Source organism: Prochlorococcus sp. MIT 1327, from assembly GCF_047304785.1.
Taxonomy (GTDB): domain Bacteria; phylum Cyanobacteriota; class Cyanobacteriia; order PCC-6307; family Cyanobiaceae; genus Prochlorococcus; species Prochlorococcus marinus_D.
Genome location: NZ_CP138972.1, coordinates 1114924 through 1138446, shown reverse-complemented (window position 1 = coordinate 1138446; position 23523 = coordinate 1114924). Strand labels below are relative to the sequence as shown.

Sequence of the window (23523 nt, the reverse complement as noted above, 5' to 3'; positions counted from 1 at the left end):
ATCTGCGCACAGACACTAGGCAAGCTCATCCGCTGATCAGAGCACCCCTGAAGAAATAACCTCAGCCCAAAAGACTTTAAAAAAGGGTTTGGAAGATCAATCATTCATCAATCCTCTCAGCCGCCCATTTGAAACGAGCAATAATCACTTGCCCTCAAAACCAAGCTCCGCCAATCGCGCTGGCTTAGAGCGCCAATCAGGCACCACCTTCACAAATAATTCTAAGTAAACAGGACCATCGATCAAGGTCTGCATCTGCAAGCGCGCTCCCTGACCAATGGTCTTCAACATCGAGCCTCCCTTGCCGATCAGGATCCCCTTCTGGCTCTTGCGTTCCACCAGCACGGTGGCCAACACAGCCGTCCTCCCCTGTTTGCCAGGACGTCCATTTGCAACAGGCATCTCTTCAACCCGATCAATGCTCACCGCCACGCTATGGGGCACCTCCTCACGGGTATGCATCAGCACCTGCTCGCGAATCAGTTCAGCCAGCAGCACCCGCTCCGGCTGATCACACACCATCTCAGCTGGATAGAGCTGGGGGCCTAGTGGCAGCTGCCCCACTAAAGCTTCTACAAGCCCATTGCATCCCTCACCACTAATCGCACTGCAACGTATGAGCGGCCAAGCAGAGTCTGCCAACAGCTGCCGATAAGCCTCCTCCGCCGGATCGTGTTGCTGCTCAGCAACACGATCCCACTTATTAAGAGCAACTAACACAGGCAGATCCTGCTGGCGTAGCAGTTCCACGATAAAAGCATCACCACGGCCGGGTGGTTCACAGCCCTCAAGCAGAAGCAACACCAGGTCAACCTCACCAATGGCTGCACGAGCGCTTTGCACCAGCCGTTCACCAAGCAGATGGTGAGGTTTGTGAATCCCAGGGGTGTCCACTAGCACCATCTGAGCCTCGGGGGTGGTGACGATGGCCCGCAGCCGATTGCGCGTTGTCTGCGCCACAGGAGAAGTAATCGCCACCTTCTCTCCCACCAACTGATTCACCAAGGTGGATTTGCCCACATTGGGCCTGCCAATTAAAGCGACAAAACCGGAACGATATCCCTCAGGGAGAGACTCCATGGCCTCAGGCGACATGACCTGGCTCAATGTGGCCCCATAGCCTGACTGAAAGCATGCATAACATCCATGAGCACCCCAGCGCCAAGCTTTGAACAAGCGATTGAAATCACCGCTCAGTGGCTGAGGCTATGGGAAGAGGGCGAACTCAGTGATGAAGTCCTCGCCGACCGGGTCTCGGAATTGGTGGCCAGTCGTGATGGCGCCCGTGGATTCTTTGTGGTGAGCCTGGCAGGGGATTCCCCACTGATGGATCGCCTCCCCGAAGCCCTGGTGATGCAATTAAGGGCTGCTGGAGACGGTGTCGTTGACCTGACCGTCCGCAACCTAGCGATGAGCACGGCGATGGCCATGCACCATCAACGCGCAGGCGATATGACACAGCAGGCTGGATCGAAGAGAGTGACATCCCGCTGCACTGAACTACTGCGTCTGCTCGAACCGAAGTCCGTCAAAACAAGACTGGAACAACTGCTTGAAGCTGTTGAGCACACCCGTGGGGAAGATGTCGCCTTCCTCAATCGCTGGGGTTATGACGACGAGCAGAAGCAAGCCATTACAGCCTCAATCGAGGCCATCGCAGAAACATGAATGGCTTTAGCAATGGCTGATTGACTGGCATGTTGATTTGTCTATTGATCTAGTTATCAGGTTGGGCTCAGCTTGATAGCAAACAGTGGAAATAAAACAGTGGAAGTTAAAAGTGGAAATAACAGAAACAGCTCAAGTTCCCATCGCCAACCGCTTGCGCCAATTCAAGAAAGGAATCGAAAAAATAATTGTGAGCACTAAATAGGTCAGGATCGATAGTTTGAGTTCAAGCATCTGCGGAGCATTGATCTGGGCAAACAAGAGTGCCAAGCATGGATTTCGCAGGGAGGTCACCAGTGAAACAGTGGTTCGCTCTTTGGGGTCCGGCCCCGCTAGCAGATAACGGATCAGTAACGATGCGATCACCATGACGGCCATCAATGCCAACGCCAGCAGGTTCTTGCTGGCGAAAGGAATGAGTAAGGGAAAGGCCTTAACAAGAATCACCACCAGGACCAGCAGCAGCAGCAAATTGGCAAGCTTGTTGAAGAACGGCTCAGCACTTTCGGACCAAGCTGGTAACCAGCGGCGTAGCAACAGACCTAACAACAACGGCAGGATCTGAACCTGGCCCACATTCATCGCTACATGGATAGGCCTGATCTCCCAACCTTGCCCTTTAAAGACAGTCGTGAACAACTCAGCCATCAGGGGAATTGAAATAATCGCCGCAATCGCCACAACCATCTGCAAGTAGCCAGCCATCTGAGCATTGCCGCCTGCTTTTCCCGCTTTGCGCAGTGTGAGCGAAGCACTTGGGCAAACCGCCATCAGAGCAATCGACAATCTCGCAGGCTGAGATAACTCAAAGCTGAGCGGAAGCCAGAGAATGATCATCGCTACCAACGGCACCAGCACGCAGGTGCCCAGCAAGACGCGCAGCAACAATGCTGAGCGGTTTCGGATCAGATCAAAGTGGTTGTCGCGCAGGTTGAGCCCTAGCGCGAACATGATCAGGAATAGTGCTCCAGGAATCAGTCCGTCCATCAATACAGTTGTGTGTTAAAGGGACAAAAGAGAAGCCATAAGAACGAACAAATTCAGCCGGTCTGAGCGCCTTGAATGAGCAACACCAAGGCAACTGCTCCGATCATGATCAGGGCAGTCGCCGTAGCCGTCGTGATCGAAAATTGATCGGGATAGAAATAGTCATCCCGTTTGATCTGGCGCAAATTAAGGCGATGCTGACGTGTTGAAGCCGCCATCTCCGATGGCCAATTCACCAATCAGAAAGAGAAGCTCATCAGCAGACCGAGCACCAAAGGATCATCCACATCGCCCTTGCCCATCGGATTGAAGATGTATTGAACCCCCGGCTGAATCGAGACATTGCTGCCGAGCATGAACTGATAACCCAATTCCAGGGCTGATTCCCAAATCGGTCCATCAGGGATGTCTCGGCTCCAGTTGGCATTGGCCAGTCCGATCACAACGGCATCATGAGGGCGATTGCGGAACAGACCTTTGCCGACCCAGCCTCCTGCATAAGTGTTGGGAACATCCTGGACGCTCTGAGTCAAACCACAAGTTAAATTGGCCCAGAAACTGCTGGAAGATCGCCAGCATCACGCCGGTCCAGATGATCGGCAGCAGGATGGTGTGGCCGATCGAACAGTTCACTTAACTTGCCTTGATGGGTGTTAACGAGGCTGCTCTGGATCCTGGCAATCACCTGATCTGCAAGTTCATTCAGCGTTTTTTCAATCACCGCTTTCGCACGCTGCGTCAAACCTTTCTGCACGAGATAACGAGGACTCTCTGGAATGCCGGTCACCAGTACTGCGTAAAGAGCTGCGGGGATGATTTCAGACATGAACATCCAGCGCCAGGCAGCTAGAGGACCGATCACTGAAACGGGATTCTGATCAGAAGTAAAAAGAACAATGACGTAATCGAACAGCAACGCCAGGAAAATACCGATAACAATCGCCAGCTGCTGTAGTGAGCCAAGCTGTCCACGCATTGATGCAGGAGAGATCTCGGCGAGATAAGCAGGCGCCAACACACTGGCGAAACCGACGGCCAGACCACCAACGACCGGCCAGATGATCAAGGTGGTGATCGTTGGGGCAAGAGCAGAGCCGATGGCACCAGCAAGAAACATCAGCGCAGCAACCAGCATGCTGTTGCGACGACCGATTCGATCGGACAGCCAGCCAGCGGTGAACGCTCCCAAGGCGGAACCCAGCAAAGCTGAGGCCACCGCAAAACCGAGGGTTTCCTTGGAGACGGTGAAGGCGGTACCGATCTCACCGACAGCTCCATTGATCACTGCCGTGTCGTAGCCAAAGAGAAACCCTCCTAAGGCTGCTGAAATTGCGATCTGAAGAATGAAACGTAAACGTCGTCTCTTATTCCTCTGATCAGAAAGCTGATTAGAGGGGTCCAAAAGCTGCTTATTTGCCAACTGCAATGCAGCCCTGATTTACAAGCCGGCAACCAGTACCGCAACAGATCTCAACTGAATCAAGCGACAAAAAAGCCCCGCCTGTGCGGGGCTAAAGAATTCTTCTCGCTGAGTTCAGTTACGTCGACCGCCACCTTGAATGGCAATGATTAGACGTAAAATGAAGATAAACAGGTTGATGTAGGTGAGATACATCCCTAAAGCACCTGAAAGGTACTGATCATCCGTGTAGGTGCGAGGCATCGTGTAGAAGTCCACGAAAGCCATGCCTACAAAAAGCACCGTGCCAAAGCCGGCGATCATCAATTCGAAGGTGCCTATCGCGAAAACCTGCGGAGCAAAAATGCTGCCAATCAGTTGCACCACCATGGCGATGATCAGGCCGATCAGACCAAGACCAACCACTCCTGAGAGGGCCTGACCGACGCTGTCGCTCATGCGCCTACCAACAACCGAGGCAATCGCAAAGGTGAGACCAGTCGCCAAAGCGGCGATACCGATAGAGGCCGCACCAGCAACGGCAACAGCCTGAAGAACCAAACCAGTGAGGGTGAACCCCGTCAACAGGCTGAAGGTGGCCAGCAGGGGTAGAGCGGTGGCGTTATTGCCTTTTTTTGCTGCATTCTGGGCAACAAAGAAAAGGATGAACCAGGGGATGATCGCAATCAGCGACAAGGGCTGGAAAGCTTGCCAACCCATCGATTGAACAGTGGCGATCCCTCCCAACACGCCACCGGCGGTGAGCACCATGCCACCACCCACATAGGGCAGGGCCTTGTTAACGACATTGGGGCCAACCAAGGCGCTGGATTGCGCCTCGCGAATGGCCTCCTGGAAATTGCTGCTTGCCGGCATGGCTCACCAGATCACGTAACCCCTTTACTTTGCCATCAAAAAAAAAATTTGCTGAGTTTGTTGAGTGCGGGTCTCCCTATCGTTGATCTCGGCGTGCATAAGCATCCACAACCCGTTGCACCAGCGGATGACGCACCACATCTGCAGAAGTAAGGCGACAGACAGCGACACCATTGATATCAGCGAGCACCTCAGCAGCATCCACGAGACCGCTGAGCTGACCCGGTGGCAAATCCACCTGGGTGGTGTCACCCGTGACAACCATGCGCGAACGCTCCCCAAGCCGAGTGAGCACCATGCGCATCTGAGCCGGCGTTGTGTTCTGAGCCTCATCAAGGATTACAAAAGCCTCATCCAAGGTGCGCCCCCGCATGTAGGCGAGAGGGGCCACTTCGATCACACCCTTCTCCAGCAATGTGGTTGTTTTCTCGGCTCCGAGCAAGGCGTGAAGAGCGTCATAAAGCGGACGTAGATAAGGATCCACTTTCTGCTGGAGGTCACCGGGAAGAAAACCCAATCTTTCACCAGCCTCAACCGCTGGCCGAGTTAACACCAGGCGCTCAACCTTTCGCTCACTGAGCATGCGCACTGCCAACACTGTGGCCAAAAAGGTTTTACCAGTTCCTGCAGGCCCAAGAGCGAAGGTGAGATCGTGGCGCTCCATCGCCTCGACATAAGCCTTCTGGCGCAATGTCCTCGGCCTCAGCAGGTTGCCTCGCTGACTGCGGGCCAACACCTGATCAGCCAACTGAGCATGAGCATCCCTACGGCCATTATCTAGAGCCGTAAGCGCTGCCTGTAAGTCAACAGCTGAAACTGCCTGACCTTCTTGCCACAGAGGTCGGATCAGCTCAACCACTGCTGCAGCACGTTCCAATTGAGCAGGGCGGCCAGCGATCACAAGCTGAAGCCCCCTAATCACCAAAGAAGCCCCGGTTAAGGCCTGAAGGTGATGCAAGGTCTGTTCACCGTTGCCTGCAAGAGCTAGCGCAGCGTCAGTATCGGGAAGATCCAGAACGAAGCGACCCTCTGAGGTGACTCCGGCCATGCAACAAGTCAGGCTTCTGTGTTGTCAGCAGGAGTTTCCTCAGCCTTTGCTTCTGCAGCTTGTTTGGCCACATTCTTTGCAGCAGCCTTACGAGCTTCAGCCTGCTTGACCTTACCAACAACCTGAGCAGGTCGAACGGTCTTTTCGATCAGCCCGCCTTTCTCCAACAAAGATCGAACTGCATCAGTGGGCTGAGCCCCCTGACTAAGACGCAAACGCAGTGCCTCAGTGTCGAGACGCGTTTCCTTCGTGCGAGGGTTGTAAAAGCCAAGCTCCTGCAAAGGGCGACCGTCACGACGAGAGGTGCTGTTACAGGCCACAAGGCGGAAACTCGCTTCCCGCTTCTTGCCAAACCGCTTCAGGCGGAGCTTGATCATCGTGGCCCTAAGTTCGTAAAAGGTGGATGGTTCAGCGGTGTTTTAAACACACGCCAAACACCAACCATAGCCTGCGACCAATTACAACTCTCCAAACCCCTTCTTCTTTTTCACCGGTCGCTGACGCCTGGGGGATCCACCACCGCGACCACCTGAAGCTGGCTCTGGCATGCCTGCGCCTCCCATGCCAGGCATTCCACCACCAGCCCCCCCCATACCGGGCAACCCACCACCCATTCCAGGCATTCCACCGCCCTTACTCATCTGCTGCATAAAGCCACGCATTTTCTGAAAATCAGCCAAAACTTTGTCCACGTCAGCGGGACTATGGCCACTCCCACGAGCGATACGACGACGACGAGAAGGCTGTGAAGCAAGCAATTCAGGCTGATTGCGCTCATCAGCAGTCATCGAGCCAATCATGGCCTCGATGCGCTTGAGCTGCTGCTCACCCTGCTTGAGCATGCCGTCATCCAGCTTGTTCATGCCCGGCATCATCTTGATCAAACCACCGAGAGAACCCATCCGTTTGATCAGTCGCATCTGTTGCAGGAAATCGGAGAAATCAAACGAAGCTTCCTGCAGCTTCTTCTGCATCTTCTCAACATCAGCAAGCTCCACCTCCTTCTGAGCTTTCTCCACCAGGGTGAGCACATCGCCCATACCGAGGATGCGGCTGGCCATCCGTTCCGGATGAAAAGGCTGCAAAGCCTCAACCTTTTCTCCAGTACCGATGAACTTGATCGGCTGACCACTCACCTTGCGAATCGAAAGCGCAGCCCCACCGCGGGAATCACCATCCAGCTTGGTGAGAACAGATCCAGTGATACCAACCTTGTCGTGGAAGGCTCGAGTGAGTTCAGCCGCCTCCTGACCAATCATCGAATCCACCACCAAGAGCACTTCATCGGGCTCTACGGCAGAACGAATTCGCACCATTTCCTCCATCATCTCTGTATCGATCTGCAGCCGACCTGCCGTATCCACTAACAAGGTGTCAAAACCTTCCTCACGAGCCTTGGCAAGTCCTGCTGCCGCGATCTGCTCAGGTTTGACATCGTCTCCGAGGCTGAACACATCCACTCCGATCTGCTCACCCAGGGTGCGGAGCTGATCAATGGCCGCCGGCCGATAGACATCAGCAGCCACCATCAGTGGCCGCTGACCCTGATCTTTGAGGTGAAGTCCAAGCTTCGCTGTTGCAGTGGTTTTGCCAGCCCCCTGCAATCCAGCCATCAGCACCACTGTTGGTGAATCTTCAGCCTCAGCCATGGGAGCGTTATCACCACCCATCACCTCCACCAGCTGCTGATGCACCACCTGAACAAACTTCTGATCAGGAGTCACACCTCGCACCACTTCCGCACCAACTGCCTTCTGCCGCACCTCCTCGACAAACTCGCGCACGACCTCAAGACTCACATCAGCCCCTAAAAGGGCACGTCGCACCTGCTTAAGAGCATCCTCAACATTTGTATCGCTGATCTTTGCCTGGCCTCTCAGCCCCTTAACTGCATCTTCAAAGCGGGCTGAAAGTTCTTCAAACATGGTGCCTACGTGCCAAGGGCTTTGAGCTCATCGTAAAAAGCAATGGCTAGCACTTAGGCAGAACAGTGATTATTTGCCGCTGATGTATTCATGCAGGCGCCAACGATCGGGATCACGACCAAGGATGTAAGTAACCGAGAGATCTTTTTGGGGCGTTTGGTCAACAACCTTGCCGGCAGCATCAACGCGTTGATCGCGATAGGTCACAACGGCATTCAGCTCAATACGCTGCGGCGTTCGACTCACCACCTCTACAGAGCTTATGCTGGCCGCAATCTTCTGGGTCTGAGCTAAAGCAGCATCCCTGGCACGCTCTTGCGCCACACGCTGCACCAATGGATCTCTTGCGACCTCAGGCAGTGCATCACTCTTGCCACCGGCAAGCACGACTGCCTTGTTGCTGAGCCAGGCCTGAAGCAGGCCTTTGAGCTGTGCCTGATTCGGCTGCTCCAAAGTAAGCGGCTCAACCACAGCGCTGACAGGGACTTGAGGCATGAGGACCTCCTCTTGCAGTGTGGCTGTAGGAGGTGCTGTGACTTGAGGCTGATCAGCAGCCGTACTAACTGACGTACGAGGACGTTGGCCAAACAAACTGAAGCCTGCAAAGGCTGCAATCAGGGCCGCAAAGACAACCGAACCGATCAGCACCGGCCGCGTCGGACGTGGCAGATCTGCTAAACGATCAATCCATGCAATGCCATCGCTGGCAAACTCATCAGAGTTCTGGTCAGCTGCAGGTTGACCAACATCAGGCCCACCAAGAGAGAGGGGCAAAATCCCATCGGGATCAAGAGGCGCCCAAGGGAAGGGTTGCTTCACAGACGATCCTGAGAAGGCCTTACCTAAAGAAGAAGCACGATTTTCGCTGCGTTCCAGGCGCTCCACATAGGCCTGAACATCCCTATCAGCAAACCAAGCCTCTAGATCAACGGCCTCAGCATCCACATCCCTATAACCGGGAAGCACGTCCCCTCGCAGCCAAGAGCGGCAGTACTCACAAAAAGCAGCCAATTCATCGCCAGGGTGGCTGTTAAGACAGTCCTTCACTCGAGGATCTGTACTGCGCAGAAAGCGCTCCTGAGCGCGGCCCACATCTCCGAGCAAGAGGTCCAAGCAACCCAGCATCGGCAAAGGGTCGCATCCATCCAGTTGAAGCCTCTCTAAGTGCTGCCGAGCTTCCTGCACCCGTTCAGGCTTCCGACGCGAAAATCCAACAGCCGCAAGAGCCAACCCACCAAGGAAACCCGCATCTGCTGATCCGGCTTGCTGCCAGCGCAGGAAAAGATCAACCTGTTCCTGAACAGTTAAAAACTTTCTGATCTGCTTGAAGAAGTTGTCAAATTCGGACTGATCAAGACCACCAGGTGCAGGCGATGGGGCCGTTCCCTCAAGGCCTCCTCTCTGGCTGACAAAGTTGTCAAGTAGGCGCAGCCCTTCCTGGTGAGAAACCTGATCACCAAGATCCCGACTCAATAAGTCGAGAATGCGATAGGGCAGAAGGGCATCTAAATCGTTCTCAAGCTTGTGGCACTCTTCGGAGAGCTTGCCCATCCGCTGCAACAACTGGATCCCGTCATGCAGAAGAGACGCTGCTGCTTCATAACGCCGTTGTTCCTGTTCCTCAGCGGCTGCAGCCCGACAAGCCAGTGCCAACAACAAAGCAAGGTCAGCTTCTCGTTCGCTACCTAGCGTCGGGGACTGGGGCGGTTGCAATCCCTTAGAGGCGAGATGAAAAACCTCATGAGAAGAATTCGCTTCAAACAGCAAGATCAGCCCTGCCACCTCTCTACTAGGTGACACATCAAGACCGGCGGTCTCGCCTGGATGATCACGACTGAGCTCCAACAAGGCAGTCTCATAGGCCTGACGCCGTGGCGGATCAGTCAGCAAATCTGCTGAAAGTCGCAACAATTCTGCCCGCTGAATTAAGACCTCATGGGTGAAACCTTGGTCAGGGCAGCGATCCAACCTCAACTCCAAGGCCCGCAAAATCGCCTCACTGTCTGCCGAAGGACTGACACCCAGCAAGCGGAAATGATCTATTGGCAGGTCCACCAGCTGCGCAGCGATTGGCCTAAAACTCTAGACATTGGAAGGGATTTTGCCCATTCCTAATCAACGGACCATTACAGTCGTGACTCGAATGACGGTCGTCTGTCATGAGCCAGAAAACCTCCGTGAGCTCAGGCCAAACCACGGCAAAACCCCTGGCAGCCGGCCGCCATGGCGAGAGAATCTCCACGCTAATCAGCTCCAAACGCGCCAAGGTTGATCGTCAGATCGGCCTAGAACTCTTCCGAGACATGACCCTTGGGCGACGCTTCGAGGACAAATGTGCCGAGATGTACTACCGGGGGAAAATGTTTGGCTTCGTTCACCTCTACAACGGCCAAGAAGCCGTTAGCACAGGTGTAATCGGTGCAATGAAACGCCAGCACGATTGGTTTTGCAGTACCTATCGCGATCACGTTCATGCCCTTAGCGCCGGTGTACCCGCCCGCGAAGTAATGAGTGAGCTCTTCGGCAAGGAAACCGGCTGTAGCAAAGGTCGTGGGGGCTCCATGCACCTCTTTTCGCAAGAGCATCACCTCCTAGGAGGATTTGCCTTCATCGGCGAAGGGATTCCCATCGCCCTGGGGGCAGCCTTCACCAGTCGCTATAAGCGGGATGCCCTGGGTGATGCCAGCAGCAATGCTGTAACAGCAGCTTTTTTTGGTGACGGTACCTGCAACAACGGCCAGTTCTTTGAGTGCCTCAACATGGCGCAGCTTTGGCAGCTGCCAATCCTGTTCGTTGTCGAGAACAACAAATGGGCCATTGGCATGGCCCATGAGCGAGCCACCAGTGAACCGGAAATCTGGCAAAAAGCTGCTGCCTTCGGGATGGCTGGCGAAGAGGTTGACGGCATGGATGTTCTCGCCGTAAGAGCTGCCACTCAGAGAGCAATAAAAAGAGCCAGGGCTGGCGAAGGTCCCACCCTGCTGGAGTGCCTCACCTATCGATTCCGTGGCCATTCTCTTGCTGATCCAGATGAACTACGCGCCGAAGAGGAAAAGCAATTCTGGGCAAAACGAGATCCCCTAAAGGCTCTTGAGAAGGATCTCACCTCTGAATCTTTGGTGAGTGCTGAAGAGCTACGCGCTATTGAAAAAGAGATCGATGCCGAAGTAAATGACTGCGTGGAGTTTGCCCTTGCCGCAGCCGAACCAAATCCCAACGAACTCACTCGCTACATCTGGGCTGAAGATTGATAGCCCTCTTGAGCACTAAGTACTGGAAGCAAGCAAAGCCAACAAGATAAGGAAGGCAGTTTCAGATCCCGTTGGGCACCCTACGCGTGAGGTTACGCAGCTTGCGCAAGGCCTTTAATTCAACTTGACGAACACGCTCACGCGAGACTTCCATCAAGCGACCAATCTCAGCCAAGGTGTGGCGATCATGGGTTTCAAGACCAAAACGGAGCTTAAGGACATGCTGCTCCTGCTCACTGAGATGGCTGAGCCAACGCCCGAGCTGCTCATGATGAATACGCTGCTCCACCTTGTCGAGAGGTTCCCCAAGAGAGGAATCAGCGATCAGATCACCAAGAAAACTTCGTCCTTCTTCGCCATTCACGGGCGCATCCAAACTGCTGGTTGTTAGCGCCTGACGCAGTAAAGAATCGAGTTCATCAACAGGGATATCCATTGCTTCAGCGATCTCGGAGCGACTTGGCATTGCTCCAAGCTTGTGAGCCAAATCCAGAGAAACCTTTCGAATTGTGGTCAGCCTTTCACTGAGATGTACAGGAAGGCGAATCGTGCGCGACTGGCACGCAATCGCACGTGTCATGCTCTGACGAATCCACCAAAACGCATAGGTCGAAAACTTATAGCCACGGGTTGGATCAAACTTTTCAACAGCACGCTCTAAACCAAGTGAACCCTCCTGAATGAGATCGAGGAGTTCCAGTCCTTTGCCTTGATATTTCTTGGCAACACTCACAACAAGACGAAGATTGGCCTTCATCATTCGTTCTTTGGCACGACGACCAATGCGAATCATCCGACGCTGATGTGTCGTAAACTCCTTATCATCAGGCTCAAGTGAGCCGTCTTGAGTGAGACTCATCATCGTCTGAACTTGATTGCCAAGTTCAATCTCCTCAGCAGGGGTAAGAAGAGGTATACGCCCAATCGTTGTGAGATACCAGCTGACAGGATCAGAACTTCTACGCCTCTGTGTTTCTGCTGATTTAGGCGCTGCTGAAACCATTTCAACGGCTCCTGATTTATTTGGAAGGAAATTTTCCTACAAATTTCAGCAAAACCCTGCAGCTTTAAAAAAGCTTTCGGATTCATGCAGGGGAATCGAGATAATTAGGTATTTATCGTTTGCATTCATACCCTTTGAAGTGCCCTTGATCACATTCATTTGATTGCAAGCTAATCGTGAGTTCTGCAAGGGACTGAGCGATAGACCTTGCTGAGCTGCCTTGACGGCATCGACGTGCAGCCTCCGCATGCAGCAACGCCACTACGGCCAAAGACTCACCCTGGCAATGGCAAGCCTGAGCCTTAGCAGCATCCATAGATCCCAAGCCAGCTGCATAACCAGCCAACAGATCCCCGAGCCCAGTACGAGCAACCCAACTTGCTGTCTCTGCTAGCTGCCAGGCGGCACCAGACGGATCCGCAACCACACTGTGTGCTCCCTTGAGCAGCACTGCTGCTCCACTAAGCCGGGATGCTTCCAAAGCCGCATCAAGAGGTTGCCGAGCTTTGAGTTGCGGAAACAATCTGCTGAACTCACCAGCATGGGGAGTAAGCCAGGTATGCCCCTGGCGCTGCTGCAACCATTGCCATCCATCAGTAGCCAGCGCCAATCGATTCAGACCATCAGCATCCAAAACCAACAAGCCTGCAAAGCGCTGCAACGGTTCTGCCAGCACTGACCAAGGTTCTCCACCTCGACCTAAGCCTGGCCCCATCAACACGGCATCGAAACGGCTGAGATCATGACTCGCCAACCAAGGAGCAACGGCCATGCCACCTGCCGCAGAACTCTCAAGCGCGGCCGCCAAAACAACTTCAGGAGCAACTTGCCAAAGCTGATCGGCTACTGCAACAGGCACAGCGGCTTGAATGCTGCCTGCACCGCTAGCAATAGCACCCTGAATGGCCAGGAAAGCCGCCCCAGGGTAATCATCACTACCAGCAATCACCAACACCCGCCCTCGTTCATATTTCATCGCGCCTGCTGCTGGATGCTGCCAGGGAAGGGTGGCCACATCCGCAGAACAGAGCCGCCGAGGTTGCGACTGTGGCAACTGCTTCAACAAGATCTCCGGCACGCCCATATCAACCCGCACCAGGCGGCCAACATGATCGATCGCCGAATCCTGAATAAGGCCTTGCTTGAGCAACCCCACAGTGAGCGTCGTCATCGCCACGGCAGCGCCGCCTGGGAAAGGGATGCCGGAATCTGAACACAGCCCTGCAGGCACATCCAAACTCACCAACTTGCCTGGCTGGCAGCGCTGACGCGCCTGCAACAACGTTGCCAACGCTTCAGGGAGTGGGCGGGATTGTCCCAGCCCAAACAGAGCCTCGATCCAAACAGGCTCACCAGCAACATCAGAAGCGTGATCTAGTTGCTGAATGCCAAGCGATTTAACGTAAGTCCAATGCTGGGCCGTTAATGGTTGACGGATCGGCAAAGGTGCCCAGAGCTGGACCTTCACCCCTGCAAGATGCAACTCCCTGGCCACCACCAATCCATCACCACCGTTATGGCCAGGGCCCACCAACACCACCACACCATCTGCCAACAACTCAGGATGTTGGCGAAACCAAGCCGCCATCGCCTGGCCTACTTTTTCCATCAAAGCAGCCACCGGCAAGCCGTTGGCAAACATCTCCTCCTCGAGAGCTGCCATCTGCGCAGCAGTAACCAAAAGATGATCAGCGTTCGATGGTGGCCAGGACAAGACTGGAGCGCATGGGACCTCACTATGAAGACATCATTGCGGTAACGCCTATGCAGCCGCCAATCCCAGCCCCCCTTAAGCATGTGTCTCGAACACCAGCCACACCAGCAGTTGCAAAAGCCCTGACACGTTTGCAGTGTTGGCCAGGCGAGCAGCGGGTGGCGGTAGGTCTCTCTGGCGGTGTTGATAGTTCCCTCAGCGCCGCCCTACTCGTGGAAGCGGGCTGGCAGGTGGAAGGTCTCACTCTCTGGCTGATGAGTGGCAAGGGCGCATGCTGCAGCGATGGACTTATCGATGCCGCCGGCATCTGTGAGCAACTCAAAATCCCTCATCATGTGGTGGATTCACGCGCCACATTCCAAGCAGAAATCGTTGACCAACTCGTACAGGGCTATCAACAAGGGGTGACACCGTTACCTTGCTCACGCTGCAATCGCTCGGTGAAATTTGCGGCAATGCTCAGCTGGGCTGAAAAAGAACGCCAGTTACACCGCGTTGCCACAGGCCACTATGCCCGTATTCGCCATCGCGAGGATCCAGAACCTCAACAAGCCTTACCTGGGGATTCCATTGGACGACACCAGCTTTTACGTGGTCTCGATCAGAACAAAGATCAGAGTTACTTCCTCTATGACCTTTCTCAAGATGTGTTGGCAAAGGTGATCTTTCCCCTAGGGGAGCTCACCAAAGCAGAGACCAGACAGGAAGCAGAGCGTTACGGCCTACGCACAGCCAAGAAAGCAGAAAGTCAGGATCTTTGCCTTGCTGATCACTACGGTTCAATGAAAGCCTTCCTTGACAATTACCTACCTGCCAGACAAGGCGAGATTGTGCTGCAAGACGGCAAAGTCGTGGGTGAACACGATGGAATCGAACATTTCACCATTGGCCAACGCAAAGGCCTTGGTGTGGCCTGGCGAGAGCCTCTGCATGTGGTTCAACTAGACGCGGCAGCAAATCGCGTCATCGTTGCCCCTCGAGCAGAGGCGGGGCGCGACAGCTGCGTTGTGGGTGCAGTGAACTGGATTTCGATGGCACCGCCAAGCAGCGCCATCAATGTGGAGGTGCAAGTGCGTTACAGAAGCGGACCCGTTGCCGCCCAGCTCACCCCTATCGAAGCCACAGCAGAGGACATTGCTGCCAACCGTCCTCACCGCTGCAGACTGACCTTTAACGAAGAGCAATTTTCAATCACACCTGGCCAGGCTGCAGTGTTTTATGCCGCTGACGCAGTCCTCGGCGGTGGCCTGATCCAGCAGGCCAACACAGCATCAAGCTGAGCTAGGAGCGACGACGCGACCAGCCCAGCCCAACCACTGCAAAGATCATCAAGCCGATTAAAGGTGCCTCACGCCAACGGGTGTAACCGCTGATGCCTTGATGGAGATGCAGATCCGCCAGGCCAACCCCCTCCGTAAAAGGAGCCAGCAGTTGCTGCTGCTTGCCTGTCGCCAAAACCAAAGCAGAGGGGCCTGTGTTCGCAACGCTGAGTAGATCACGGGCGGTTTCGATGCTGCGCAGCTGTGCCAAAGCAATGAACTGCCGCTGCAAGGCCAAGGGATAGGGATCAAGGTTGGCTACCACCAATAACCATTGCGCTCCATCAGCGATGGCCTGGGCTAAAGCAGCCCCATCACTGAGCTCATAACAAATGGCCACGGCAGCGGTAGGACCTGGCCACTGCAACAAGCGCGAAGCAGCACCAGGTTGAAGACCACCAACAGCTGATAAGCCACGAAAAACACCACCAGGCAAAGCAGGTAGCCATTCCCCCAGCGGCACCAAACGGTGTTTGTCAATGAATGCGGAAGCCAGCCTTGCGCCGCGATCTACCACCAACAAAGCACTGCGTTGCTGACCGCTTAGCCAGCGAAAACCACCGCTGAGCAGGGGAAGCGGAGCCGGCCTGAGCAACACCTCATCAGGAGGGAGAAGGCCTTCTGGAGCCACCAACCAGGCAGCATCAAGCTCCTCAGCTCGATCAAGAGCGTTTTGAAGAGACTCGGGAAGGCGACGTTGCTGCGCCTCAGAAAACTTGCTGCGCGTAGGGATAGCGGGCTGCCAAGCAGCAACCGAGATCGGTGCGGATGCATCTGATGAACGCAACAAACTCCAGCCAAAACCATGAGCCAAGAGCAAAAACAGAAGCCCCACAAGCAAAGAGCGACGCCAACCAACTCCACGACGCCAGGCAAGCGCCGTACGCCATAACCACCAACCGATCAGCAACTGAAGCGTGGCTAAACCTCCAGCCCCAAGCCAGCGGGCCAAACCAGCCAAGGCTCGATCACCAGGCAAAAGGCTGCCGCCGACGCCAATCCAGAACAAGGGTGAACGGGCCAACAGCACTTCCGCAAGCCCCCAGATCGATGCCATCAGCAGGGCATGAAAAACCTGAGCGCGGATGCCTGCTTCTCGTGTTATCAGATGAGCAAGCGACGTGCCTAACCAAGCCCAAAGCCCCACAAGCACCGCTGCTGCTGCACCGCAAAACAACCAAATTGATGCGGCGACAGGAAGACTCAGGAATGCAGGCACGCCAACCCAAGTGAGTGGATGCAACGCCAGCAACCAGCGATGACTGAGCAGCACGGCCACAAAACCCCAAAGAGAGGCTGCAACTGGAAAGCGACACGCCGACCAAAGCAAGGCCAGGGCCGGTGCCATCCAAAGCAGCCCCCCCTGGGCAAGAGCAATCCCTGCCAAGACACCACCAACCGCCCCCTGCACCAGCGCTAGGGATCGGTCATTGCCCATGGTCAACACCAAACACCAAAGCCATTTTGACGCGATCGGAGAACGTTCACAGGTTGAGATGGATTCAGCAAAACCTTTCCAGCAGCTGTTGCTACCGGACCTTGGCAACACGCGCTTTGTTGCTAATCGCCTCAGTCATACCGTGAAGAGATGGAATGAAGCTCAAGTGACATTGAGCATGTGCAAATCACTCCGTTAGTTGGATATAGTGAGACAGAAAAGAAAAACATCTTGAACATTCGTGAGCAATAGGATCAGGCAAACTGTTCTTTAATCTATTCAGCCACTTTAGGCACTACAGCAGGTTGACGGAAGATGAACAATAGAATCACACCCTAGCTTATTTGATTGGTACCGCTGGTTTCGATATGCCTTTGGAAGACGTTGTTCTTGGTGCACACATTAAGGATTTTACCTGCCGACGATCAATTAGCAGTTAGCCCTTTAAGCTCATAATTAACTCCTTCATATAATTAAGCCAAATGAATCAACAGACCAGCATTTCGAGTCTGGACTTTGACGGTGACTATGGTCTTCAATATCGATCTTCCATTCGTGGCTCAATTGCTGGTTACGAAACATTTTTGGAGTTAGCAGCAAGCTCCGTAAAATCGCAATGCCAAAAAGCGAGGCATTGTCTTGTAATTGGCCCAGGTGCTGGAGAAGAACTAACGCTTTTACTGCAAGTACTTCCAAAAGCTCAATTTACTTTAGTGGAGTCCAGTGAACAGATGCGTTCGTTCTGTATGAAAGAACTAGAAAAAATCAATGCGACTGCACGTTGTTCTTGAATACCAAGCAGCTTGACCAAAGCTAGTGAGGGGTTAACAGCCAAATCATTCGATGCAGTCATCGCTCTCAACCTCATGCATCTTTTCCCGCCAGCGGAACAGATAGAAGCATTTGATCAACTCGGTTCCCTTGTAGCACCAGGGGGAGCAATGTTGCGAAGCAGCTACAGCGAAGACCAGAACAAGCTTAGTAATGATCTAATCGTTTCCATCGCTACAGAACGTCTTCGCATTCGAGGGCTTAATGAGGAACAAATCAAAATGATTCTTTCAGCTCGCAATCAATCAGTATTTTCTTTTAACCCCATTAATCTACCAAGTAATCCTAAGATCAAAGATTTGGGAGTTCCGTTGCAAATCATGCAAGTAGGCTTGATTCGGATGTGGCTATGGATACGGGCATCAACAGGTGCTTAAGCAAAGATTGCTACCGTCTTTGTGGTGTGAGTGGTTATGGCCTTACCCATCAAATTGGATCAACGACAACGCCACGGATATCTAGCTCAGAGGCAGAACAGCACTAACCCCCATCCGACCCAACTTTCTCTCATGCAAAACAGAACAGAAACGAAAAATCGCAACCCCTCACCTTGCGCTCGGCTTAGCCAGCAAGAAGGATGTCGATGAACTGCACGGCAGGGGCAACTAGCTGGAGCAACAGCAAAGGCAACTGAAACAGCAGAAAGGACCCAAGCGCAGGCGAAAGCTGCAATTCCTGCCAGAATCAAGTTGATTGATCATTGAGATTCAGTGCGCGACATCTTCATCAGTGCAGCCGTCTTTGTGGTGTGCGTGGTTGTGGCCTTTGTCAGCCAGATCGTTTCACCCTCAGTTGTGGTCGCCGACAGCAATCTCAATGCCGTGCAGGCGGAGGTGCGAACTAACGAGCCAGCTGCTTTGAGCATGGCAGTGCTTGAACTCGACCCCGACGATCCCAACCCAACACTGTTCAAGATGGCGATCAACGGCTCCAAGGCAGATGCTGCTGAAATTGATGCTGCCCAAGCCAATGCCTCAGCCCTTGGCGGCCCAATCGAAGCAGAACCATCCCAACTAACAGCCAGTGGTCTGCGCATCACTGAGATCAAGATCGGCGATGGCCCGGAGGCCACAGCAGGCCAAACCGTTTCCGTGAACTACCGCGGCACACTGGAAAACGGCCAGGAATTCGACAGCAGCTACAAACGTGGGCCGTTCGAGTTCCCCCTCGGTGCTGGACGAGTGATCAAAGGCTGGGATGAAGGCGTTGCTGGCATGAAGGTGGGCGGCAAGCGCAAGCTGGTCATCCCCCCAGAGCTTGGCTACGGAAGCCGCGGTGCAGGCCGTGTCATCCCTGGCAATGCCACGTTGATTTTCGAAGTCGAACTCCTGGGCATCAAATGATCTAAAGGCTGAATAGAAAATCAAATCAAAAGCAAACCCAATTAGCAATCAGCCTGGGTAGGCTCAGTTTGGCTTTCTATACCTGCCAGATGTTGCGCTCGGCACTTTCCACACTTCACAGCAATCTGCCGGCCTCTTCGGTCCAGGCTCACTGTGATGGCCCTTGCGGCGTTTACGATCCCGCCTCGGCAAGAGTCTCAGCTGAAGCCGTCGTATCGATGACCAAAAAGCTGCTCGAACTGCAGCCTCCCTCAGGCAACGATCCGGCTGCATGGGCGGCTTACAACAACACCTTCTCCCGCTTCGTCGCCATCAAGGAAGAACAAGCTCAGCAAACCAAGAACGAGCTGCTGATCCTCTGGACGGATTATTTCAAGCCAGAGCATCTGGCAACTTTCCCGAATCTGCATGACATCTTCTGGAAAGCGGCCAAGCTCTGCAGCGCCTGCAAGGTCAACATCGATCAAGCCAAGGCAGATGAACTGATCAAAGCTGTGGAAGCCATTCACACGATGTTCTGGAAATCCAAGGGTCGCAATGACGCCTGGGTGAGAGCCAGTTAAGCCAACAAGCATGATGCCAACAGCGAACTGGCGTTCGCTGTTCCTGCTGCTTTCAGGTCTTCGTCGCCACGCTCGTGTCGATGGAGACTCAATGAGCCCGTGCCTTGCCCCTGGCGACCTGGTGATCTTTCAACCGATCACCAGCGATGACAGTCGGCTCAAGGCAGGCTGTGTTGTGGTTGTCCGTCATCCGTTGCAACCAGCAACCCTGCTGATCAAACGCCTGATTGCAATCAACAATTCCGGGTTGGAACTACGTGGTGACAACGAGCGCGCAAGCACAGACAGCCGGCATTTCGGTTTGGTGAATCGCGACAGCCTGCTTGGCATCGCTGAATGCGTATGGCGTGTTCCCTTCAGCGCATAAGAGCCCAGCAGATTAGGCAATTAAAGAAACTGAGGAGATGTTTTCTGCAACCAAAAGAAGCCCGTGATGATCGATAGCCCACCGGTTGATCCCAACAGCAAGGGCAAGGCACGACGCCCCACGCGCAATGTGGCTAAGGAAATCGCACCAACAACCGCGACCATCGCTGCGATGGAACCCAACAGATAAGCCGCCATATAGATCAAAGCCCAGAGAGGAGGCAAGGCCAGCGCGGGAATGACTGCAAGTAGATGACTGGCCCCAGCCAAGCCATGAAGGAGGCCAAGACTGCTTGCTGCATGAGCATGTCGCCCGTGCTTGTGTCGCCCACGCAGATGCAGGTGCACATGTTGATGATCATGGGCGTGACCATAGTTTTGCTGATGCGTGTGCTGATGGGTGTGGATATCCAGGCCAAGAGCAGTACGAATCGCCATTGCTCCAACCACAAGCAACGCCACTCCCACGCAGAATTCGGCCCAGGAGGACATGCGCTCGATATGGACAAGATCTTTCAAAACAATGGCAATGGTTGAAAGAACCAGAACACCTGTTGAATGGCCAATCCCCCAAGCAAGGCCACTGCGTAATGCCGTAGCCGGCTTACGCAATGCGCTCGGTGCGATGGCAACAAGATGATCAGCACCACCCACCACATGAAGGGCTCCAGCAGCGAAGCCCGTGAGGATGCTGATCAGCATGAAATCGAAACAGTCAAGAGCAAGTCTGACGGATTGAGGGTGGAATTGCGCTGATGCCACTGCTGAACAGATCAGGCGCTATAAGCATTCTGGGCAAGCTCTGCTCATGCATGTGCCTTGAGCAGTTGGTCGCGCAGAGAAGCAAGGAAGTCAACACAACAGTCGCTTACCTCTTGAACAGCAAATAAGCGCTGCGAACGCTCGTTAATCAGAGATCTCATCTGATTAGCGAAGTCGTCGTCTGCAAGCAAGCGCACTGATTTCTCAACATGGTCTGCACGTCAAGAGGCAATCAGCTCAGGCAACTCACGAACCTCGAGCATCGCCAATTTGTGTCGTTATCACATCAAGACTGTTGAATCGAAACAACAGGACAACTCCTGGAAAATGCCTGAAACATGTAGAAGATCAGAAACAGAAGGATGACACATATGAGCAACAAACAGAATTAACGCATCAACGAAGCGGTGAAAGATCTCGAGAAACCGCCAACCAAAACAAGGAACTTAAAGAAACTCACCAAGACCTCAACCAAGCGCGTCTTGAGCTCAAAGAGCAACGGCTCATCCTTAACTCACAGCAAGCTCAGATCAACCTCTTACTGTGGCAAGACATCGCAACGATTCCTCAAACAAAAGAGAAAAAATGATTATCTATTGCTCGTTCCTTCGTCTCCAATCATCAGCTGCTTTAAGCCAGCACAAACATCCGACTGACGCATCAGGGCTTCTCCTACCAACACAGCTTCAGCGCCTGCTGCCTGAACCCTGTCCAAATCAGCGCGGTTAAACAAGCCCGATTCACTCACCAACAAGACACCCTGCTGCTGCAATCGAGTAGCGAATTGCTTGCTCAGTGTTTCAGTGGTTTCAAGGTCTGTCTCAAAGGTGGTGAGATCACGATTATTGATGCCAATCAGTGGGAAACCACCAAGGTTGAGAACCCGTTCAAGTTCCTCAGCATCATGCACTTCCACTAAGACAGTGAGTCCAAGACTGTTGGCCACCTTGCTCAAATACGTCAGATCCTGATCAGAGAGGATCGCCACAATCAACAAGGCAGCATCTGCACCTGCAGCACGCGCCTGATAAAGCTGATATGGCGTCAGGATGAAGTCCTTGCATAGCAGTGGTAGTCCAACCGTCTGCCGCACCTCAACAAGCACCTCAAATCCACCCTGGAAGAAGCTCTTATCAGTCAGCACAGACAAGCAACTAGCACCACCTTCCGCATAGGCATTGGCGATCAAAACAGGGTCAAAGTCCGCACGGATCACACCTTGACTTGGGCTGGCCTTCTTCACTTCAGCAATCACTGCCGGAGCCAGCGAAGCTTGACGCAAGGCAGCAATGAAATCTCGAGGGATGGGCAAGTCTGCGATCTGAGATTTAAGCGTCTCTAGAGGTACGCGCTGTCTTGCCGTCTCAACTTCACGGTCCTTCTCCCAAACAATCTTCTCAAGAATGTGGCGCGGCTCAGCATCGGCGTGGGGAATGGCGTACTGCAAATGCGCCACCTTGACGCTTGGATTGGGCGGACGTCTGCGGATCTCCATCGGGTGATAGTGCAATTAAAAACAGTGAACCGCAGGGCTAAGACCTGCTTGAAGAACAGCGGCCTAGGAAGCACAGGCCGCTGCAACAACCGCCTTAGCTAGCTGTTTGGCCGCCTGTTTATAGGCCACTTCCACCACTTCACTCAAGGTGGGATGGGTATGCACTTCAGTTGCCAATTGAACAACGCTCTGACGACGTGCCACCGCATTGGCTACCTCCTGGATCAAATCGGCGGCGTGCAATCCATAGATATGAGCACCAAGAACTTCACCGCTGTCTTTGCGGAACAACAACTTCATCAATCCATCACTCTCCAGCTCTGCTAGTGCTTTGGAATTGGCCTTGAAATAGCTGCGCACACTCCCCAACTCAAACCCATCCTTGGCGGCAAGATCTTTGGCATCAGCTTCACTCAACCCCACTGAACTGATCTCCGGATGAGTGAAGGTCGCCGCTGGAATGCTGCGATAATCAATCGTGCGGGAGTGTCCCTGGATGTTGTCGACAGCCAACGTGCCCTGTGCTGCGGCTGTATGCGCCAACATCAGCTTACCAGTGACATCCCCGACGGCCCAAAGATGAGGCAACGGCTTTCCGTTGACCAATACCCTCATGCTGTCGTCGATCGGCACAAAGCCGCGATTAGTCTCCACACCAACCGACTCAAGATTGAGCCCCTTGCTACTTGGCACCCGACCAGTAGCGACGAGCACCGCATCCACCTCCAAGCTATCCACCAGCTCACGGCTTTTCATCTCCGCTAGTTCGATCCTTACCGGGCAGCCAGGGGTGACCTTGCTAGCCAGCACACCAGCACGTGCATCGATGTCACGTCCATCAAGCAAATACCGAGCTGCCATCTTGGTGATGTCGGGATCAAAGGTTGGCATGACCCGATCCAACGCCTCAATCATCGTGACTTCACAGCCGAGAGCCGTATAAACATCGGCAAATTCAAGGCCGATATAACCACTGCCGATGATGGCAATCCAACGCGGCAGCCATTCCAAGTTCACGGCTTCATCACTGGTAAAAACCGTGCGTCCATCGGTTTCAATCCCAGGAGGCACAAATGGATCAGAGCCTGTGGCAAGGATCACATCCCTGGCAGTGAGCAGCCGATCTACTCCACTTTTTTCTCTCAAGCCAATTCGCTGACTTCCCTCCAATCGTCCATCGCCACGCAGGATCGTGACACCAGCCCGCTGCAGCGTTTTGGTGAGGTTGCTACGAATCGTGGCCACCAACTGGTTGGCATGGTCAGCAATCTTCTGGCGTTCAAAACGCACCGGTGCAGCATGGATGCCGAAACCAGATAGATGTTCAGCATCAGCTAGCTCACGCACCCTTCCACTGGCAGCAAGCAATGCCTTAGAGGGCACACAGCCTCGATTCACGCAAGTGCCGCCCATATCACCTGATTCCACAATCGCCACCTTGAGGCCATCATCCGCGGCATGCTTGGCGGCATCAAAACCGCCGTAACCCGCACCGATCACGATCACATCGAAGTCGAAACTGGCTTTGCTCACCC

General features: G+C 53.9%; 26 protein-coding genes. 9 read left to right on the top strand and 17 right to left on the bottom strand.

Annotation, left to right across the window (positions count from 1 at the left end; genetic code table 11):
- Window positions 1-144: 144 nt before the first annotated feature.
- Complete coding sequence (era, locus tag SIB80_RS05550; protein ID WP_011826570.1) at window positions 145-1176, bottom strand: GTPase Era; 1032 nt, start codon at window positions 1174-1176, stop codon at window positions 145-147.
- Between era and SIB80_RS05545 the strand changes: the two genes are divergently transcribed.
- Window positions 1147-1668 carry a hypothetical protein gene (locus SIB80_RS05545; RefSeq protein ID WP_011826571.1) on the top strand — a complete coding sequence of 174 codons (522 nt, stop codon included), beginning with the start codon at window positions 1147-1149 and terminating at the stop codon, window positions 1666-1668. The genes era and SIB80_RS05545 overlap by 30 nt on opposite strands.
- A gap of 132 nt (window positions 1669-1800) precedes the next feature.
- Here the strand turns inward: SIB80_RS05545 and SIB80_RS05540 are convergent, their stop codons facing one another.
- The 9 genes from SIB80_RS05540 to SIB80_RS05500 all read right to left on the bottom strand — a co-directional run bounded on the left by SIB80_RS05540 (window position 1801) and on the right by SIB80_RS05500 (window position 9958).
- Window positions 1801-2655 carry a bile acid:sodium symporter gene (locus SIB80_RS05540; RefSeq protein WP_063434802.1) on the bottom strand — a complete coding sequence of 285 codons (855 nt, stop codon included), beginning with the start codon at window positions 2653-2655 and terminating at the stop codon, window positions 1801-1803.
- 53 nt (window positions 2656-2708) lie between these two features.
- Entirely contained in the window at window positions 2709-2873 is a 165-nt protein-coding gene (locus SIB80_RS05535; RefSeq protein WP_169189968.1) for a hypothetical protein, read from the bottom strand.
- Between the two features lie 21 nt (window positions 2874-2894).
- Window positions 2895-3188, bottom strand: coding sequence for a carbohydrate porin (locus SIB80_RS05530; protein WP_063418873.1), 294 nt, complete (start codon window positions 3186-3188; stop codon window positions 2895-2897).
- Between the two features lie 8 nt (window positions 3189-3196).
- The gene (locus SIB80_RS05525; protein ID WP_236065927.1) at window positions 3197-4075 is read right to left on the bottom strand and encodes an MFS transporter; all 879 of its coding nucleotides are present in this window, start codon (window positions 4073-4075) and stop codon (window positions 3197-3199) included.
- 114 nt (window positions 4076-4189) lie between these two features.
- Window positions 4190-4930 (bottom strand): Bax inhibitor-1 family protein, encoded by a 741-nt coding sequence (locus SIB80_RS05520; protein ID WP_011129731.1) that lies wholly within the window; start codon window positions 4928-4930, stop codon window positions 4190-4192.
- 76 nt (window positions 4931-5006) lie between these two features.
- On the bottom strand, window positions 5007-5978 hold the full coding sequence (locus SIB80_RS05515; protein WP_063418876.1) for a PhoH family protein: 972 nt from the start codon (window positions 5976-5978) through the stop codon (window positions 5007-5009).
- Window positions 5979-5986: 8 nt separating this feature from the next.
- Window positions 5987-6355 (bottom strand): 30S ribosomal protein S16, encoded by a 369-nt coding sequence (rpsP, locus tag SIB80_RS05510; RefSeq protein ID WP_063418878.1) that lies wholly within the window; start codon window positions 6353-6355, stop codon window positions 5987-5989.
- Window positions 6356-6436: 81 nt separating this feature from the next.
- Complete coding sequence (gene ffh / locus SIB80_RS05505) at window positions 6437-7903, bottom strand: signal recognition particle protein (protein ID WP_063418879.1); 1467 nt, start codon at window positions 7901-7903, stop codon at window positions 6437-6439.
- 69 nt (window positions 7904-7972) lie between these two features.
- Window positions 7973-9958, bottom strand: a complete 1986-nt coding sequence (locus tag SIB80_RS05500) for an ARC6/PARC6 family protein (protein ID WP_063418881.1) — start codon at window positions 9956-9958, stop codon at window positions 7973-7975.
- Window positions 9959-10062: 104 nt separating this feature from the next.
- Here SIB80_RS05500 and pdhA point away from each other — a divergent pair, with 104 nt between their 5' ends.
- Complete coding sequence (pdhA, locus tag SIB80_RS05495) at window positions 10063-11154, top strand: pyruvate dehydrogenase (acetyl-transferring) E1 component subunit alpha (protein WP_063403366.1); 1092 nt, start codon at window positions 10063-10065, stop codon at window positions 11152-11154.
- A 61-nt stretch (window positions 11155-11215) separates the two neighbouring features.
- Here the strand turns inward: pdhA and SIB80_RS05490 are convergent, their stop codons facing one another.
- Both SIB80_RS05490 and SIB80_RS05485 read right to left on the bottom strand, forming a co-directional pair.
- The gene (locus SIB80_RS05490) at window positions 11216-12157 is read right to left on the bottom strand and encodes an RpoD/SigA family RNA polymerase sigma factor (protein WP_063418883.1); all 942 of its coding nucleotides are present in this window, start codon (window positions 12155-12157) and stop codon (window positions 11216-11218) included.
- Between the two features lie 112 nt (window positions 12158-12269).
- Window positions 12270-13871, bottom strand: a complete 1602-nt coding sequence (locus SIB80_RS05485) for a bifunctional ADP-dependent NAD(P)H-hydrate dehydratase/NAD(P)H-hydrate epimerase (RefSeq protein WP_063418885.1) — start codon at window positions 13869-13871, stop codon at window positions 12270-12272.
- 50 nt (window positions 13872-13921) lie between these two features.
- Between SIB80_RS05485 and mnmA the strand changes: the two genes are divergently transcribed.
- A complete protein-coding gene (gene mnmA, locus SIB80_RS05480) occupies window positions 13922-15151 on the top strand; it encodes a tRNA 2-thiouridine(34) synthase MnmA (RefSeq protein ID WP_236065929.1) in 1230 nt (409 codons plus the stop codon).
- Window position 15152: 1 nt separating this feature from the next.
- Here mnmA and SIB80_RS05475 read toward each other — a convergent pair whose 3' ends face one another.
- Window positions 15153-16628: an apolipoprotein N-acyltransferase gene (locus SIB80_RS05475; RefSeq protein ID WP_063418887.1), complete on the bottom strand. Its 1476-nt coding sequence runs from the start codon at window positions 16626-16628 to the stop codon at window positions 15153-15155.
- Window positions 16629-17110: 482 nt separating this feature from the next.
- Here SIB80_RS05475 and SIB80_RS05470 point away from each other — a divergent pair, with 482 nt between their 5' ends.
- The 5 genes from SIB80_RS05470 to sodX all read left to right on the top strand — a co-directional run bounded on the left by SIB80_RS05470 (window position 17111) and on the right by sodX (window position 19732).
- Window positions 17111-17419 carry a hypothetical protein gene (locus SIB80_RS05470; RefSeq protein ID WP_063418891.1) on the top strand — a complete coding sequence of 103 codons (309 nt, stop codon included), beginning with the start codon at window positions 17111-17113 and terminating at the stop codon, window positions 17417-17419.
- 12 nt (window positions 17420-17431) lie between these two features.
- Complete coding sequence (locus tag SIB80_RS05465) at window positions 17432-17836, top strand: class I SAM-dependent methyltransferase (protein WP_063418893.1); 405 nt, start codon at window positions 17432-17434, stop codon at window positions 17834-17836.
- Between the two features lie 333 nt (window positions 17837-18169).
- Entirely contained in the window at window positions 18170-18802 is a 633-nt protein-coding gene (locus SIB80_RS05460) for an FKBP-type peptidyl-prolyl cis-trans isomerase (protein ID WP_063418895.1), read from the top strand.
- An 89-nt stretch (window positions 18803-18891) separates the two neighbouring features.
- Entirely contained in the window at window positions 18892-19365 is a 474-nt protein-coding gene (gene sodN, locus SIB80_RS05455) for a superoxide dismutase, Ni (RefSeq protein WP_063418897.1), read from the top strand.
- 10 nt (window positions 19366-19375) lie between these two features.
- Window positions 19376-19732, top strand: a complete 357-nt coding sequence (sodX, locus tag SIB80_RS05450; RefSeq protein WP_074160118.1) for a nickel-type superoxide dismutase maturation protease — start codon at window positions 19376-19378, stop codon at window positions 19730-19732.
- Window positions 19733-19752: 20 nt separating this feature from the next.
- Here sodX and SIB80_RS05445 read toward each other — a convergent pair whose 3' ends face one another.
- Together SIB80_RS05445 and SIB80_RS05440 are read right to left on the bottom strand one after the other, a co-directional pair.
- Window positions 19753-20433 (bottom strand): hypothetical protein, encoded by a 681-nt coding sequence (locus SIB80_RS05445; RefSeq protein ID WP_063418899.1) that lies wholly within the window; start codon window positions 20431-20433, stop codon window positions 19753-19755.
- A 104-nt stretch (window positions 20434-20537) separates the two neighbouring features.
- On the bottom strand, window positions 20538-20690 hold the full coding sequence (locus tag SIB80_RS05440; RefSeq protein WP_240953033.1) for a hypothetical protein: 153 nt from the start codon (window positions 20688-20690) through the stop codon (window positions 20538-20540).
- 98 nt (window positions 20691-20788) lie between these two features.
- Between SIB80_RS05440 and SIB80_RS05435 the strand changes: the two genes are divergently transcribed.
- Window positions 20789-21082, top strand: coding sequence for a hypothetical protein (locus tag SIB80_RS05435; protein WP_063418901.1), 294 nt, complete (start codon window positions 20789-20791; stop codon window positions 21080-21082).
- Here SIB80_RS05435 and trpC read toward each other — a convergent pair whose 3' ends face one another.
- Both trpC and SIB80_RS05425 read right to left on the bottom strand, forming a co-directional pair.
- A complete protein-coding gene (trpC, locus tag SIB80_RS05430) occupies window positions 21083-21988 on the bottom strand; it encodes an indole-3-glycerol phosphate synthase TrpC (RefSeq protein ID WP_063418917.1) in 906 nt (301 codons plus the stop codon).
- 63 nt (window positions 21989-22051) lie between these two features.
- Window positions 22052-23521 carry a dihydrolipoyl dehydrogenase gene (locus tag SIB80_RS05425; protein WP_169189967.1) on the bottom strand — a complete coding sequence of 490 codons (1470 nt, stop codon included), beginning with the start codon at window positions 23519-23521 and terminating at the stop codon, window positions 22052-22054.
- Window positions 23522-23523: the final 2 nt, after the last annotated feature.

What these genes read in the sequence shown, in the direction of transcription:
- SIB80_RS05535 (WP_169189968.1), bottom strand. Translation starts at nt 2,873, where the DNA reads ATGGCGGCTTCAACACGTCAGCATCGCCTTAATTTGCGCCAGATCAAA.
- trpC (WP_063418917.1), bottom strand. Translation starts at nt 21,988, where the DNA reads ATGGAGATCCGCAGACGTCCGCCCAATCCAAGCGTCAAGGTGGCGCAT.
- SIB80_RS05490 (WP_063418883.1), bottom strand. Translation starts at nt 12,157, where the DNA reads ATGGTTTCAGCAGCGCCTAAATCAGCAGAAACACAGAGGCGTAGAAGT.
- SIB80_RS05540 (WP_063434802.1), bottom strand. Translation starts at nt 2,655, where the DNA reads ATGGACGGACTGATTCCTGGAGCACTATTCCTGATCATGTTCGCGCTA.
- ffh (WP_063418879.1), bottom strand. Translation starts at nt 7,903, where the DNA reads ATGTTTGAAGAACTTTCAGCCCGCTTTGAAGATGCAGTTAAGGGGCTG.
- rpsP (WP_063418878.1), bottom strand. Translation starts at nt 6,355, where the DNA reads ATGATCAAGCTCCGCCTGAAGCGGTTTGGCAAGAAGCGGGAAGCGAGT.
- pdhA (WP_063403366.1), top strand. Translation starts at nt 10,063, where the DNA reads ATGAGCCAGAAAACCTCCGTGAGCTCAGGCCAAACCACGGCAAAACCC.
- SIB80_RS05445 (WP_063418899.1), bottom strand. Translation starts at nt 20,433, where the DNA reads ATGCTGATCAGCATCCTCACGGGCTTCGCTGCTGGAGCCCTTCATGTG.
- sodX (WP_074160118.1), top strand. Translation starts at nt 19,376, where the DNA reads ATGATGCCAACAGCGAACTGGCGTTCGCTGTTCCTGCTGCTTTCAGGT.
- SIB80_RS05545 (WP_011826571.1), top strand. Translation starts at nt 1,147, where the DNA reads ATGAGCACCCCAGCGCCAAGCTTTGAACAAGCGATTGAAATCACCGCT.
- SIB80_RS05515 (WP_063418876.1), bottom strand. Translation starts at nt 5,978, where the DNA reads ATGGCCGGAGTCACCTCAGAGGGTCGCTTCGTTCTGGATCTTCCCGAT.
- SIB80_RS05470 (WP_063418891.1), top strand. Translation starts at nt 17,111, where the DNA reads ATGAATCAACAGACCAGCATTTCGAGTCTGGACTTTGACGGTGACTAT.
- sodN (WP_063418897.1), top strand. Translation starts at nt 18,892, where the DNA reads ATGTTGCGCTCGGCACTTTCCACACTTCACAGCAATCTGCCGGCCTCT.
- SIB80_RS05475 (WP_063418887.1), bottom strand. Translation starts at nt 16,628, where the DNA reads ATGGGCAATGACCGATCCCTAGCGCTGGTGCAGGGGGCGGTTGGTGGT.
- mnmA (WP_236065929.1), top strand. Translation starts at nt 13,922, where the DNA reads ATGCAGCCGCCAATCCCAGCCCCCCTTAAGCATGTGTCTCGAACACCA.
- SIB80_RS05520 (WP_011129731.1), bottom strand. Translation starts at nt 4,930, where the DNA reads ATGCCGGCAAGCAGCAATTTCCAGGAGGCCATTCGCGAGGCGCAATCC.